The 14757-nt window shown below is 39.3% G+C and carries 19 protein-coding genes and 1 riboswitch; of the genes, 10 read left to right on the top strand and 9 right to left on the bottom strand.

Translation table 11 applies throughout. The features are described 5' to 3' along the window. Window positions 1–211: 211 nt before the first annotated feature. On the bottom strand, window positions 212–1336 hold the full coding sequence (locus HM131_RS13430; RefSeq protein WP_085030249.1) for an acyltransferase: 1125 nt from the start codon (window positions 1334–1336) through the stop codon (window positions 212–214). A 230-nt stretch (window positions 1337–1566) separates the two neighbouring features. Then, window positions 1567–2652 carry a dual-specificity RNA methyltransferase RlmN gene (rlmN, locus tag HM131_RS13425; RefSeq protein WP_085030248.1) on the bottom strand — a complete coding sequence of 362 codons (1086 nt, stop codon included), beginning with the start codon at window positions 2650–2652 and terminating at the stop codon, window positions 1567–1569. Window positions 2653–2885: 233 nt separating this feature from the next. Here rlmN and HM131_RS13420 point away from each other — a divergent pair, with 233 nt between their 5' ends. Further along, window positions 2886–3092: a hypothetical protein gene (locus tag HM131_RS13420; protein WP_085030247.1), complete on the top strand. Its 207-nt coding sequence runs from the start codon at window positions 2886–2888 to the stop codon at window positions 3090–3092. Between the two features lie 283 nt (window positions 3093–3375). Further along, window positions 3376–3543, top strand: a complete 168-nt coding sequence (locus tag HM131_RS13415) for a Fe3+ hydroxamate ABC transporter substrate-binding protein (protein WP_085030246.1) — start codon at window positions 3376–3378, stop codon at window positions 3541–3543. A gap of 237 nt (window positions 3544–3780) precedes the next feature. On the opposite strand, the gene HM131_RS13410 is transcribed toward HM131_RS13415, so the two are convergent. Next, a complete protein-coding gene (locus HM131_RS13410; RefSeq protein WP_085030245.1) occupies window positions 3781–4350 on the bottom strand; it encodes a DJ-1/PfpI family protein in 570 nt (189 codons plus the stop codon). 249 nt (window positions 4351–4599) lie between these two features. Further along, window positions 4600–4746, bottom strand: a complete 147-nt coding sequence (locus tag HM131_RS20930) for a hypothetical protein (protein ID WP_198162628.1) — start codon at window positions 4744–4746, stop codon at window positions 4600–4602. 431 nt (window positions 4747–5177) lie between these two features. Between HM131_RS20930 and HM131_RS13405 the strand changes: the two genes are divergently transcribed. Further along, complete coding sequence (locus tag HM131_RS13405) at window positions 5178–5366, top strand: hypothetical protein (protein WP_085030244.1); 189 nt, start codon at window positions 5178–5180, stop codon at window positions 5364–5366. Between the two features lie 40 nt (window positions 5367–5406). Then, window positions 5407–5691, top strand: a complete 285-nt coding sequence (locus HM131_RS13400; protein ID WP_085030243.1) for a hypothetical protein — start codon at window positions 5407–5409, stop codon at window positions 5689–5691. A 146-nt stretch (window positions 5692–5837) separates the two neighbouring features. Here the strand turns inward: HM131_RS13400 and HM131_RS13395 are convergent, their stop codons facing one another. From HM131_RS13395 to HM131_RS13385, 3 genes are all read right to left on the bottom strand, one after another. Then, entirely contained in the window at window positions 5838–6044 is a 207-nt protein-coding gene (locus tag HM131_RS13395) for a hypothetical protein (RefSeq protein WP_085030242.1), read from the bottom strand. 28 nt (window positions 6045–6072) lie between these two features. Beyond that, window positions 6073–6552 carry a site-2 protease family protein gene (locus HM131_RS13390; RefSeq protein WP_198162627.1) on the bottom strand — a complete coding sequence of 160 codons (480 nt, stop codon included), beginning with the start codon at window positions 6550–6552 and terminating at the stop codon, window positions 6073–6075. Window positions 6553–6625: 73 nt separating this feature from the next. Beyond that, entirely contained in the window at window positions 6626–6862 is a 237-nt protein-coding gene (locus HM131_RS13385) for a hypothetical protein (protein ID WP_085030241.1), read from the bottom strand. Window positions 6863–7217: 355 nt separating this feature from the next. On the opposite strand from HM131_RS13385, the gene zupT reads away from it, so the two are divergent. Further along, window positions 7218–8024 carry a zinc transporter ZupT gene (gene zupT / locus HM131_RS13380; protein WP_085030240.1) on the top strand — a complete coding sequence of 269 codons (807 nt, stop codon included), beginning with the start codon at window positions 7218–7220 and terminating at the stop codon, window positions 8022–8024. A gap of 34 nt (window positions 8025–8058) precedes the next feature. Here the strand turns inward: zupT and HM131_RS13375 are convergent, their stop codons facing one another. Then, window positions 8059–8649: a YgjP-like metallopeptidase domain-containing protein gene (locus HM131_RS13375; protein ID WP_085030239.1), complete on the bottom strand. Its 591-nt coding sequence runs from the start codon at window positions 8647–8649 to the stop codon at window positions 8059–8061. 102 nt (window positions 8650–8751) lie between these two features. Next, complete coding sequence (gene yfkAB / locus HM131_RS13370; protein ID WP_085030238.1) at window positions 8752–9876, bottom strand: radical SAM/CxCxxxxC motif protein YfkAB; 1125 nt, start codon at window positions 9874–9876, stop codon at window positions 8752–8754. A gap of 157 nt (window positions 9877–10033) precedes the next feature. Between yfkAB and HM131_RS20705 the strand changes: the two genes are divergently transcribed. The 5 genes from HM131_RS20705 (at window position 10034) to HM131_RS13350 (ending at window position 14740) form a co-directional block, all read left to right on the top strand. After that, complete coding sequence (locus tag HM131_RS20705; RefSeq protein WP_157130820.1) at window positions 10034–10867, top strand: SDR family oxidoreductase; 834 nt, start codon at window positions 10034–10036, stop codon at window positions 10865–10867. A gap of 33 nt (window positions 10868–10900) precedes the next feature. Then, window positions 10901–11641, top strand: coding sequence for an alpha/beta hydrolase (locus HM131_RS20700; protein WP_157130905.1), 741 nt, complete (start codon window positions 10901–10903; stop codon window positions 11639–11641). A gap of 120 nt (window positions 11642–11761) precedes the next feature. After that, window positions 11762–11860: riboswitch (TPP riboswitch) on the top strand. Between the two features lie 86 nt (window positions 11861–11946). Then, window positions 11947–12513, top strand: a complete 567-nt coding sequence (thiT, locus tag HM131_RS13360) for an energy-coupled thiamine transporter ThiT (RefSeq protein WP_085030237.1) — start codon at window positions 11947–11949, stop codon at window positions 12511–12513. Between the two features lie 109 nt (window positions 12514–12622). Then, window positions 12623–14110: a phospholipase D family protein gene (locus tag HM131_RS13355; protein ID WP_232324785.1), complete on the top strand. Its 1488-nt coding sequence runs from the start codon at window positions 12623–12625 to the stop codon at window positions 14108–14110. Between the two features lie 171 nt (window positions 14111–14281). After that, the gene (locus tag HM131_RS13350) at window positions 14282–14740 is read left to right on the top strand and encodes a hypothetical protein (protein ID WP_085030236.1); all 459 of its coding nucleotides are present in this window, start codon (window positions 14282–14284) and stop codon (window positions 14738–14740) included. Window positions 14741–14757 lie beyond the last annotated feature (17 nt).

Here is a 14757-nt window from a genome sequence, read left to right as displayed (position 1 = left end):
GTGATTATAGAGCCAGTCCAGTGTGTGGGGGACTGGCTCTATTTTTTGAGTTTAAAGATGCTCTAATTCAGAGGAGTAGCGCCTTAACGAGGTTGGATAACGCCCTAACTCAAAATTAGTATCCTACCGTCAAAGGATAACACCCTTAACACTAAATACTTCGACTGTAACTCGAAAAGCATGAGGCATCGAGCCCCATGCTTTTTGCTGGTTAGGATACATTCTTTTGGTAATCTGTTATAGGTTTTTCTGGAGTTATAATAAAACGAGCTTTTTTAGGAAGCTTTCCGAAGATTAACCCAGGGTAAGGGAAGAACCGATGGGTTATATAAATAGTGAAGTAACACAACACAAGTGTAATTAAAAACCTTGCTGCAACTTCGATGTGGAACCATTCACCAGCAGATACGGGAACGAATTGAGCAACCACTTTTAATATGATTGGATGCAGTAAATAAAACCCAAAAGAATAAACAGCTATATTCTTTACGTAAGGAATGATTCCAGGCCATCGATCGCAGATGATCTCCGTTAAGCGGAAAAGAAAGAAACTTCCGCTTACGATATAAAATAAATTCACGACTAAATATACATAGCCTGGAAGCGTAAACGAAGCCACCGTATAAAGATGGTAGTTTAAATATACAAAGGAGGCACCTGTAATAATGGCAAAAACTAACCAGCCAACTGTTGATCGATTATAAACTTTTGTCTTTTGTTTCAAATAGTACGTTCCAATCCAGGCACCAAGCAAGTAGGGTCCTAAGGAACTGATAAAACTATTAAAAGGAATCAAGTTGAATTCCCGATTAAGAAAATAGAAACCTACCTCTATTCCAATACCAATCAACCACATATACTTCCTAAACAAGGTTATCTTCTTTGCCGCATACAAAATAATAGGAAAGACTAGATAAAACTGTACGATCAAGAAGATGAAGTGGAGTTGGTAAAATGACTCGCCTTGAAGAATTCGCCATGTCATTTCGACGAAGTTCAATTCAACAATACCCGTATAAACAGAAAATGCTTCGTAGAAGACCGCCCATACAAGGTATGGAACAAGGATATACAGAACCCTCTTTTTGTAATAGAGTTTCAATTCATTGAGGTCCATTTTTTGATTCATATATTTATAGAAAAAAACCATTGCTGTAATCATAATAAATATTCCGGCCTCAACTCGAATGATTCGATTTATAAAATGATAAGTGGTATAAGCATCCGTTCCTTGTGTGAGAGTTGATTGAAAAACAGCGGTGACATGAACGAGTACCACCATAAGCATTGCGAATAATCTTAAGAAATAAATGGATTCTATTCTATTATTACTCATAACTTTACTCCTTCTACATTGGTTGTTAAAAGAAACCTTGATTACTATAACATATTTGGATTGATTCAATTACTTTGTTATCAATTTGTTATATTTTTTAACATTCTCTTAGTAATGACTCCTTAGTGTAAAAGTGGCAGTGGAAGTAAGTACCTTTTCAATAGTAAATACATTCTTTTTCTTTTAGGAATAAAAAAAGCATGAGGCCAAATCAGCCTCATGCTTTTATTTTAGTTCGTTTGCATCTTTTTCTTCTTACGTGCTTTTTCTTTTTCAATCTGTTTACTGCGTAGCTGTCCACATGCCGCGTCAATGTCCGTGCCATGCTCTGTACGTACTCCGCATTTGATTCCGCGATCCATCAATGTTTGATAGAACGACAAGATTGCTTCTTTTTCACTGCGTTCGTAAGGATGGTCGGCTACCGGGTTATACGGTATCAAGTTCACGTAAGACAAATGACGCTTATCCATCAACAAATCCGCTAGCTGATGAGCTTCGGCTACGTGGTCATTGACATCACGCAACAGGATATATTCAAACGTAATCCTGCGGTTGGTTTTCTCAAGATAGTAATCGATTGCAGGCATCAGTTTCTCTAACGGGTACGCCTTATTGATTTTCATGATGCGCGAACGCAGCTCATTGTTTGGTGCGTGGATGGATAGAGCCAGATTGATCTGGATGCCTTCATCCGCAAACTCGTACATTTTCGGTGCAATGCCACTTGTAGAAACAGTAATGTGGCGAGCTCCAATGGATAAACCTTTTTGATCGTTGACGACTTTTAAGAAGTCAATCAAGTTGTCGTAGTTATCAAATGGTTCACCTATTCCCATCACAACGATGTGACTGACGCGTTCGTCTTTTCCTTGCTGGTCAAGGTGGTGCTGCACTTGCATAATTTGCTCAACAATCTCACCGCTCGTTAAATCGCGGTTTTTACGCAAAATACCACTTGCACAGAATGAGCACCCGATATTACAACCGACCTGGGTAGTCACACAGACAGAAAGACCATAATTAAACCGCATCAGAACGGTTTCAATAACATTGCCATCATCAAGCTTAAATAAGAACTTAATAGTTCCGTCTTTTGACTCCTGTTTAATTTCTTCGGCTAACGTTTCAATTGTAAAGTGCTGATCAAGCAGATCCACGCAGGATTGGTTCAAGTTTTTCATTTGTGAAAAATCCGTCACGCGTTTTTGGTAGAGCCAGTTCCACACTTGCTTCGCTCGGAACTTTTTCTCTCCATGCTCAATCAACCAGTCCGTCAATTGATCAAACGTCAATCCGTAAATGGATGGTTTCATATATACGCTCCTCATAAAAAATTCGCTATTTCTATAGTAATTGATTTTCATCTCATAAACAACTACAATACCATTATCATAAAATTAAGTCAATTTTATTCTGGGATTAGTGAAATCTATTAGATAGGATACACGCTAAAGACACATTTGTCACACCTCCAATTATTTGAAATAATTGTTATGGAATTTCTATGAAAATAAAAGCAAGTAACAAGAAAATAGGAGAGTAGACTATGAATGCAAAAAATATAATTATTCTCATTGCGAACGTTATTTTAATCGCAGCGTCTATAATCATTTTGTATATTAATGCCATCTACATGGAGCGCGGGTTTGATATCCGCACGTTCGCAATGATCTTATTAGTGCTAGTGGGAGTGAGAAACGTTTACCAAGTGATGAAGAAGGCTAAACCGGAGTCAGAGAAGGCTCACGACTAACAATTTTAAAACTCCTTTTTTATTCTTTTATAATCAAAAGTAATTACAGCTTAATTCACATACCAACGGGTAAAGGACGGCATGTTCATTTTCACTCATCAAGAGTGGTGGGGAATTAAAGAAAAACCAGTTGGTAGACGGATTATTCATAGAAAATTTGATGTAATAAAAAATGATTTAAATATTGAATTTTAGGGGGTTAAGTGAAAAAATAGAGGGGCAAGGAACTTTTTATAAAAGCAATACGTTAAAAGGGGAAGACATTCATGTGGAGGTGGATCAATTGTTAAATCGAGCACCCGAATGTGCAAGTTGCGGTAAAGAAATAAGCGGCAACGATGTCGTCTATGTAAAATTACGCTACCCTAAAATGAAAGGGTTTGCAGAAGTGAAATCTTATTTAAGAAATGAAGGAGAAATGTTGTGTGAAACCTGTCAAAAAAGCAGGTGAATCACTATAAAAGGGCGATTGATATCGCCCTTTTATAGTGGGATTGAAATATAATGAAGGATATCATTCAGCTAGCTCCACTCTCCACATAATCATAGCCTGAGTACTCAAATTAAAGATATTTGTGTGAATTAGAATATTTCCGTTACTTAGTACAAGAGTAGGTGTCCGTGAAAATTGCTCGATTTCAACGGGAATAGCGGCAACCAACCTCCACCATCGGTAAATAGCTTGAGCTTAAGTATTTACTTTTGAACCATTTACCTGTTTTACAAACTCTTTCATAATCGCAGGAAGATCAGGCCAAGCATGTCCGGATATGAGGTTATGATCGACGTAATTCATCTCATCCATGTATTCTGCTCCGACACTTTGTACTTCAGGCTTACAAGCGTGGTAGGCGGTTAACTTCCGTCCTTTCACTTGATCCGCGATCGTCGTTAATACAAGGCTTCCATGACACATAACGGCAATAGGCTTTTCTGCAATAAAGAAGTGGCTCACGATTCCTGGTAAATTTTCATTCATGCGGATGTGTTCAGGAGCACGACCGCCCGGAATGATCAACGCATCGTAATCACCAGGATTCACATCGGAAAAGGTCAGGTTCGACTCTACCATATACCCCCTCTTTTCCGTATAGGTTTCCCAATCCTCAAAATCGTGGATGACGGTGTTCAGTTTTTTCTGATGAGGTGCTGCGATATCCACTTCAAAACCTTCTTCTAAACATCTGAAATAAGGATAATACACTTCTAATGCTTCTACGGCATCACCGGTTACAATCAATACTTTTTTTGCGGACATTTCATATCCTCCTAAAGTAAAAGATTTGGAAATTCATAGTAGCCGTATTCCCTTAACGATTCAAAATATAACCTTCTTTGTATGAGGTGCAAGAATTTTTATATAAGACTTTAGAAGTGGTAGGAGATAACAATTTGGAAATGTAGATTAAATGATGATCAATCTCAGATTAGAGCAATAAATCGTATTGTTGTAAAAGGAAAAACGGCTAAACCATTGCTTAGTTCAGCCGCTTGCCCAAAAGCCCTTTTACAGAAGACGGATATGAATAATTTTAGCTTGGGGATTACTCTTTAAATAATCTTGCCTTGCTTTTTCTCTATGGGAGGCAAACACAGGAATCTCTTTTACAATTCCAGACTTCGCCTGGTAATAAATCAAATACTTCTCGACCACGATACGGCTCCTTTCTTGTAAAACGTATCAAATTGCTAAAAGTATTAGCCGCAAAGAATAAAATTATACATAATATTTTTATGCACTGGAGTTAATAAAGTTTGTACGGATCCCCTTCATCACTTAAATTTTTCATTAATTTAATGAAATATGAATACAACCTTTCAAACATAAGGTTATGAGATGAGTTATCAAAAATTCAGTTTAAGGAATGAAAGTAAATAAGTGGTTTGAGTGGGATTGAATGGCTGCATGGCAGTACAAATTGATCTCTCAGATCGCGAAGAAAATGCGTTGATGCTATTATTTTACTGATAAAGAAAAGAAGCGTGAATTCTCCACCTCTATTAGGCCTAATCGATCTTTGTAATGGATGAATTTGGAAGTTCTGTGGTATGCTTTGTTCAAATCTCGAATGGAGGCTTTTACGAATGGGGGCTTTTGCTGCGTTATTTCTTCTCATTCTTGCAGTAGTGATTGATTATTTCTGGTTAGATGCAGACCGAAAACGCTGGGGGTGGATGAAAGGCTGGTCGGCCTTCCGCAAAACCTTGTTCATTATTGGCTTTTTCGTTGTGTCTACACTTATCTATGTGGGGTTAAGCTTGGAGTTTCTCTAAGATGAGATGATTGACCCAATTGGAAGGTGGTTCTCTGCTCATGAAAGGAATACAATTAGCTGGTTCATTGCTTTTATTAACAGGAATCCTTTTACTACTTACACTTAATCATAAGGTGTCGAGTGTAATGGCCATTGTTCTCATTATTGCTGGAGTGCTCTGCATCATCGTTTACAATTTAGTAATCAGGAAAGAAACCAACCTTCTTTGCAGGATTGGCTTACATAAATACAATCACGTGGGATGGGACGAAGAAATAAAGTCTAGGTCGATCTATCGGTGTGAACGATGTCAAAAAGAAAAGAAAGTGATGAGAGCGATATAACCTGACAGTTGTAGTTTTTGTGTTATTGTTTTTATTCTCATTCCTAGCCGGAATCCTCATTGGTAGCTTGGGAGATCATATGGAGTCCCCACTTATGCTATAAATGGTCAAAATCGAACGCGTTAAGATAAAAAAGATCAACCAAATTAACTGGTTGATCTTTTATCGTTGTTATCCATTTTTTCAGGCATTAGTTCGCTATGGTTCATTCCGCATTCCGGACATTGTGTCCAAATGAAAAAAGCGGACTTCTCATTAAAATCTTTTCGGTCGACTTTGAGAACGGCCACTTGGTTGTTATAGCAGCTCGTACATCTTTTTTGAATTAGCTGCCCGACTTGATAGTTATTCATGAAGATACTCCTTAATTCGTCATTAGTTTTAGTCTATAGGATCTTCCGCTTTTCCGTATCGAATGACGTCATAGACAGCCAGTCCATCGCTTGGCTTTCCATCATCATTTCTGTAAGGGAATAACGAAAAAAAGATGAAGTAAATGGAAAAATAAGCGTACTGATAGAAAAATAGTGTCGCGGGTAAGACATCCGTCATAATGAGGTAATTCATCAGTAGGATAACGATTAAATTGAATAAACTTCCCGCTAGATAGATAGAGACATGAGCCCATGTTTTATTGTAGGTCAGCGCCTCATATTGACACCAGCCCTCCATAAAGTACTTTTTCTTCACTTCAAGTGACCCGATATGGAAAAGGGTTTCGCCTGTGCCTATGCAGAATTTGATCTTTCCTCCAAACAAGCGGGCTGTCAATACATGTCCCGCTTCATGGATGAGGGTGACGATGGGTAATATAAGAAAAAAGTTAACAAAGAACATAGGAATATCACTAAGTGTGAACATTGAAACCCTCCATAGGAAGCTTAATTTCTAAGAAGTTGATCAGGAGAGGCTGACCGTGAATTAAAAAGAAGGGTCACAGAGTGCCCTTAATTAGTTTAATTTTTATTGTTTTTTCATAGGTTACACATTCTAAATAAGGTTCTCTCTCCAACGGGAAATAATGAACGCGAGTGGGTACCAATTGTAAGTGCTCATAGAGCTGTTCGTTTGTTTTTATCTCACGAAGGGAAAGATAGCAGTTGTTTCCATCCGTATGAACGAAAGAAGCTTCCGTGTATCCTTCACCTTTTATATATTGAAGTAATTCCATACTTCAACTCCTAATCTCAGACATGTCCCCACCATAACACATTTACCAAATATTATCCTCATATAATGCTCTTTTGTTATTGGTAATTTTTCCTCTTTATAAAAATACCCAATTATAGGATACAGTGTAAGCATTAACCATATGGTTTATGTTTTATAGTTGTATAGTTTCTTCTTTGGACTCGCACTGGAAATGGGCACACTTGGGCGAAAAGTGAATATTATAAATGACTTAGGTCATAGCCATATTATTTCTATGCGAACATAAAAAGTTACTCCAACTAAAAAAGTTGTTCAAATGAAAAAATATAAGATACAATGACTTTAGCATGTTCGTACGAAAGGGAGAGAAAAGAATGGAGAATCTTGTACTCGCCTTTAGCCTGACCCTTCTCGCCGGTTTGGCTACTGGGATCGGGAGTATTCTGGCTTTTTTTACATCAAGAACAAATACGAGGTTTTTATCCATATCCCTTGGTTTTTCCGCTGGGGTAATGATTTATGTATCAATGATAGAGATCTTCTTTAAGGCACAGGAGGCCCTTGTCAATTCAATGGGAGAGGTGCCTGGAAGATGGGTGACCGTCGGTGGTTTTTTTGGTGGTATGGTCGTAATTGCATTAATCGATAAAGTTATTCCGAAAGCAGGAAACCCGCATGAAGTGAAGAAAGTTGAGGATATGGAGAAACCTAAATCTGAAAGAACGGACGCTCAGCTTCTTAAAATGGGAACGTTCACAGCATTAGCCATTGCCATCCACAACTTCCCTGAAGGAATTGCAACGTTTACGGCTGCTTTAAATGACCCGAACCTGGGCGTTGCGATTGCTGTGGCTATTGCCATCCATAACATTCCAGAGGGAATTGCTGTTTCCGTTCCGGTCTATTTCGCTACTGGAAGTAAAAAGAAAGCATTCAACCTTTCTTTTTTGAGCGGATTGTCTGAGCCGGTTGGTGCCATTCTTGCTTACCTCTTATTAATGCCGTTTTTGAATGATATGGTGTTCGGCATTCTGTTTGCTGGAGTAGCGGGAATTATGGTCTTTATTTCATTAGATGAGCTGCTTCCTGCTTCCAGAAGATATGGAGAAGCACATCTATCAATATACGGAGTTGTCGCAGGAATGGCTGTGATGGCCTTAAGTCTATTATTATTCATTTAAATCAAAACCCGTCAGATTTTCATCTGGCGGGTTTTTAACATGTTTTCTCTTGTATTAAGTCGTCAATTCGCTCTAAAATTTCAGCTTTAGGCTGCTGCACCAGCCTCCAATTCAATTTAATGTGATCAGTCTCTTTCACACCTAATCTAAAGACGTCTTCTTCACGTGTAACCTTGCTACTATGAAGCTTCCTATACTTTTCGTCTGCTTTTGATTGAAGCCATTCTCTAGCGAGTTGAATCAGTTTTTCATTTCTCTCTCCCATATCGATCGCTGGTGGATAAGTAAACCGGAATTTTCCTTTTTGAAAGCGAAACGTTGCTTGATCTTCATCTGATTCCTGTATGATGAGTTGATAAGATCGGCCGAGATAAGAAATTTTTTGACCATCCTCTAAGGTGAGTCGGTCTATATGATAAAGATTTTCATGGAGAGATGTCCATTTATCTTTGATCCATTCTGCTTTCTTATTAAGAAACGCTTGTATCTTATCTTCACTTCTTAATTCTGAGGCAGTCACTTTAATTCCATTTAAATCATCAATGTAAATCTTCACAAAATGTATATCTGCTTTTTTATGTAGGGTATAGGCGATGGTGGTCGTACCATCTTTAATTAGTGGCATAGGGCTTCCCCTTTCCTGGCTATTATATTTTATTGTAATCAAACATGGAAATACCGTCAAAAAATTACAAGAAGAGTCTCCAACGGAGAGCTCTTCTTTTCATTATAATGATATATTTGTGCTGCGTTTTTGGAAGTCGATCTCTTGGTAATACGTGTTTTTGACTAATACATTAGGACCAAGGCATTCCACTGCCGGACAGTGGCAGTTTAGGCTTTTCGCTGTTTTTGTTCCCATCCAGTTTTGATAGGCATCTGTGAGCTTTGTATCTTTGATGTTTCCTAGACCGGGTTCGTCTCCAAAGTCAGTCACGATAATGTCTCCGCTGAAGATGTTTACGTTTAACCGGGAGCGGCCATCAGGATCGTTCCTTACTGTCACATTTTTCTCTTCATACAATCGTTTCAGCATATCTAAGTCATCCTGAGAAGAACTGCAAGGGTAATAGGGAAGGGTACCAAAGAGCATCCACATCTCTTGGTCCCGGTTGTCGAGAAGACGATTGATAGCTTCTCTCATTTTCTCTAGACTCAAAGTTTCTAAACTGCTGGCAAAGTCCACAGGGTACATCGGGTGAATTTCATGCCTAGCACACTTCATTTCCCTTACATGATCGTGAATTTCCTCAAGGTAAGGGTAAGTCCGTCGATTCAGCATTGTTTCTGCTGAAACCATAACGCCTTCTTCAGATAGGCGCTGAGAGTTTTCTACCATACGGTCGAAAAACATTTTACGGTTTTCTTCCGTGGGCTTTCTTTCCATATGGGCAAAACCTGTATGGATGAATTCTTCAATTGTTCCCCAGTTGTGTGAAATATGTAATACATCCAAGTAAGGGATAATCGGCAGATATCGTTTATAAGGAAGAGTCAGATTGGAATTTATTTGTGTACGGACCCCGCGCTCGTGGGCATATTTAAGTAAAGGTACGACATATTGTTCCACAGATTTTTTGGACATCATCGGTTCACCGCCGGTAATACTCAGCGTTCTTAAGTGAGGAATTTCATCAAGCCGCTTTAAAAGCAATTCCATTGGCAATGCTTCTGGGTCTTTATGTTGCAATGTATATCCGACTGCACAGTGCTCACACCTCATATTACATAAGGTCGTCGTTGTGAATTCAATATTGGATAAGGTCATCTTTCCGTGTTCTTTTACGTCCATGTAGGCTTCCCACGGATCATAAAAGGGAGATAGCTTCTGAAGCTTCATGTCAGAACTCATAGCTATGAAACTTCCTTTCTATAATGATTTCGGTTAAAACAAACCATCTGCTATCTTACCATTATTCAAGATTGAACCCTAGCATTCCTTTTTAGAAAAGGGAATAGGAGGACCACTATCGAACTAAATGTAGAGAACAGTAAGGAGGTTTGATCTGATGAAAACGGTCGTTATTACCGGTGCATCTAGTGGTTTTGGCTACATGACCGCATTGAAATGTGCTGAAAAAGGATTCCGTGTTATCGCAACGATGAGAAATATGGAAAAAGCGAAGCTATTTAAAAAGGATTCTATAAATGAGGAAGTCAAACGAAGAATTGAAGTTTGGCAGTTAGATGTGACAGATGCTATCTCATTGGCTCACTTTCAGGAAAGGCTTCAAGAAGTTGAGAGAGTGGACGTGCTCGTCAATAATGCGGGTTTTGCGATTGGAGGTTTTGTGGAACAAGTACCTCTGGAGGCTTATCGGCGTCAGTTCGAAACGAATTTATTTGGTGTAATAAGTGTAACGAAAGCTGTGCTCCCTGTTATGAGAAAACAACAAAGCGGAAAAATCTTAAACGTCAGCAGCGTGAGCGGTCGAATTGGCTTTCCAGGATTGTCCGCGTACGTATCATCGAAATACGCGCTGGAAGGGCTATCCGAAAGTCTGCGGTTCGAAGTGAAACCTTTTGGAATCGATGTAGGTTTAATTGAACCAGGTTCCTATGAAACAAATATTTGGAGTTCTGGAATGGAGTTGCCAAACGCCGTTTATAACCCTGAATCACCTTATGCCGATTATATGAAAGCTCTCTGGAAAGCATTGAATCGTGAGTCTCACGGAGATCCACAGCAAGTAGCAGCACTAATGACCAAACTTGCTGAAAAAGATCATATTCGAAAATTGCGTTATCCAATTGGTTCAGGAGTAAGGATGAACCTATTCTTAAAGAAGGTGCTTCCGTGGGGTTGGTTGGAAAGAATGGTTTTGAAAAACCTGCTTTCCTGAAGATACACTGATAAAGGAGAGAAATACATGGAAATGACGAACGTCTTAGAAGGTGCAGGTCCTATTTACTTTAAAGGAAATGAAGTTGGTATTCTTGTTTCCCACGGGTTTACTGGTACAACTCAAAGCATGAGACCTCTTGCGGAAGCTTACGCAAGGGCTGGGTACACCGTTTGTGCGCCACGACTGAAAGGTCATGGAACGACGCCAGAAGATATGGAAGAGTCGACATATGAGGACTGGATTACTTCCATTGATGATGCCTACGAATGGTTAAAAGACAGGTGTAAAGTTATATTTGCAGTGGGACTTTCTATGGGAGGGACACTCGCATTGTACGTCGCCCAGAACTATCCGGATATTGAGGGCGTCATACCAATAAATGCGGCGATCGATATTCCGGCGATGGAAAATACAGAAGCAATGGACGGCCCGTTCGTCGATGCGATTGGTTCGGATATTAAAAAAGGAGGAGTAGAAGAGCTTGCTTATGAACGGACACCCGTTCGTTCCATTGACCAGCTTTTGGATTTAATGAGTCAGGTGAAAAGCCAGCTCTCAAGCGTTCATTGTCCGATTCTAGTGTTTGTTTCGGATGAAGATCACGTCGTCCCTCCGCACAACTCTGAGGTCATTTTTGATACTGTGTTTTCCGAACACAAAGAAATTGTCCATTTGGAAAACAGTTATCACGTAGCCACATTGGATAATGACCAGGACTTAATCATTGAGCGGAGTCTAGAGTTCTTTCAAATGTATACAAAAACGATGTGATATGCGTGAGCCCTGAAGGTAAAACCCCTTCATAGGGGGATTTCCCGGGCAATAAAAATTTTTGTATTCTCCTTCTTTTTTTACTATAATAGAAGACAAATCAAGAAAAGCAAGCGGTATAAAGCCTTCAAGGGGAGCCTTCCGGCTGAGAGTGAATGCGGTTCAGACCCTTCGAACCTGTCAGTTAGCACTGGCGTAGGGATGGTGGCTATTTTGATGGTTGAGCAATGCTTAACGGGAACCCTCCATCAGGAAGCTTCCCCTGGGTGTTGCTTTTTTTGTGTCTTTTACTAGGAGGCTCAATTGTGAGAAACCAACGCGTTTTATTTCTAGTGGAAATGGCGATCTTTTCTGCTTTAGCCATTTTACTTGATATCATTCCTTTTTTATCGTTTAAACTATGGGCGCAGGGAGGATCGGTCTCTTTTGCGATGGTGCCCGTCTTTATCATGGCGTTTCGCTGGGGAGTAAAAGGAGGGATGACGACAGGACTTTTATTTGGGATTTACCAAATACTCACGGGTGCTTACATCATCACTCCGTTGCAGACGATTCTCGATTATCTGGTCGCCTTTTCTGTCATCGGTTTAGCAGGGGTTGTGGCAAAACCACTATGGAAAGCCATCTCTTCGAATGAAAAAGGATCTTTAATTTTCTGGGTAACTGTTGGCTGTTTTATCGGCAGCTTACTCCGCTTTTTTGGGCACTTTATTGCTGGAATTGTCTTTTACGGAGAGTTCGCTCCAGAAGGTCAGCCCGTCTGGTTATACTCCCTTATTTATAACGGGGGATACATGCTGCCAGCTTTTGTCCTGAGTGCAGTGATTGTAGCTCTGCTTTTCGTTCAACGCCCACAATTAGTCATAAGGTAAGATTTAGCCCTCGTTTTTATAAAAACGAGGGTTTTTTTAGGTATTAGGTTTGATTTCTATTTTTTTAGTGAAAATAGTACTGCACCCTATAAAAAAGGCGGACTGACTAATGAAGAGATTTTTGAAGAAGCGGATGCGTAAAAGAAGAAATAAGCTAAGACAGATTCATAAGAGCAAGATATTTTGGATCATCATCATATTTATCCTCGTCAATACCTTCATGATTGCCTATCATACCTCTTGGAAGCCATTGCCTGAAGGGATATCTTATAAAGGAGAAACCCATTCGATGGAAGATATCGAATTTTTTTATGATTTAACATACGAGAATAAAGACGGAGAGACGGTACATGAACGTCAAATCTTTCAGGAGTTAGGGCGTACAATTTCTGAGGCGGACGATTTTATTGTAGCGGACATGTTTTTATTCAATGGCTATACAAACGGAAAAAACAAGTTTCCTCCGATTTCGGAGAACCTTGTTGATCAAATTGTTCAGCAAAAAGAAAAACATCCTGACCTTAAAGTTGTTTTTATCACGGATCAAATCAATACCATTTATAAATCGTATGAATCGGAAACCATTCGCCGCTTAGAAGATGCCGGGGTGGACGTTGTACTCACGAACATAAACAAACTGAGGGATTCCAATCCTCTTTATTCAAGTGTGTGGCGCTTGTTCTTTTCCTGGATGGGGACCGAGGGGCAAGGCTGGATTGGCAACCCCATCGCTAAAGAAGCGCCAGATGTCACTCTAAGGTCTTATATGAAGCTTTTGAACATTAAAGCGAATCACCGGAAGCTGCTCGTCACGGAGGATTCTGCCATTGTCCAAACGGCAAACCCACATGATGCAAGCGGCTATCATGAGAATGTAGCATTTAAAATGAAAGGCCCAATTATTAAGGATATATTAGAAGCAGAAGAAGCCGTCGTCAATTATTCAGGAGAAGCTGATTTTCCAGAGTATGAAAATATGACATTTGAGAAGCAAGAGGGAAATTTGAAAACCAAATTTGTAACTGAAGGGAAGATCTACCGCTCAATCCTCGAGGAACTAAAAAAAGCGGGGGAAGGCGATAATGTCTGGCTCGGCATGTATTACTTAGCTGACCGGAAAGTGATCGACCAGCTTGATAAAGCGGCCGATCGCGGGGCAGTAGTAAACATTATCATGGATCCAAATAAGAAAGCCTTCGGGCACCAAAAACCTGGACTGCCGAATTTACCTGTAGCAGCGGAAATGAAGAATTTAGGAAATAAAAATATCAATATGCGCTGGTATGAAGTGAATATAGAGCAATTTCATACGAAAATGCTCTATATTGATAAGCAGAAGGAGAACGTTATTATTGCAGGATCTGCCAACTACACAAGACGTAATTTGGCCAACTTGAATCTTGAAGCAGATGTTGTCATCAAAGGTCCGCCTTCCGAAGAAGTTTTTAAGGAAGTGGACAGCTATTTTAAACGGATATGGAACAATGACAACGGAGAAACATATACAGCCGAATATTCTGAGTTTCAAGGGAACCTGACTTTCATTCGTTATGTAACCTATTACCTGCAGAAATGGACATGGTTTACCACTTATTGATTTGTTGAAAGACTGAATCGAATGAGATTCAGTCTTTTTTTTTGTGGGAAAATGAATTTTGGTTCATTTATAACTGGATATTTATGTTATTGTAAAAAATGGAGAAAACGTCGAAATGGTCTGATTGACTGAAAAATACTATAGAATGAACTAGCAGAGGTGTGAGTGAATATGAGAATGATCAAAATATGTGGTCTGCTTTTGCTGATTGTATCGTCGCTTTTGGCTTGTGCTAAGCAAGAAGAAAATATAGAAAATCACTTTCATCTATCGTTGAATGGAGAAAGTAATCATTGGAAAGTACAACATTATGAGATCAAATGTACGCCAAAGTTATTTAAGGCAGGAGACGGGAAAATTATCTTTAAAGGTAATGACAATGTAAAGTCTGAATTTTACAAGATTGATGTCCATGCGGTGATTGACGAAACAGATACAGTCGTACATACAAAGTCCGTAAGTGGAGAGAGCAAACTCAATAAGATTGAAACAGGTTCTATTAAAGGAGACACATACGTAAACAAGGAAGGTAATCCTGTTACTTTTGATGAAGTAAGTCGTGTTTATATGGTGATTGAATGGCAGGACAAGCAAAATACGAAGAAAGAAACGATTGATCTAAAAGGATAAGGTAACACTCATAAGAG

This window comes from Halobacillus mangrovi (genome assembly GCF_002097535.1).
Classification (GTDB): Bacteria; Bacillota; Bacilli; order Bacillales; family Halobacillaceae; genus Halobacillus; species Halobacillus mangrovi_A.
Note: the sequence above shows the minus strand (reverse complement) of the source record. Positions and strands in the feature narration are given on the sequence as shown.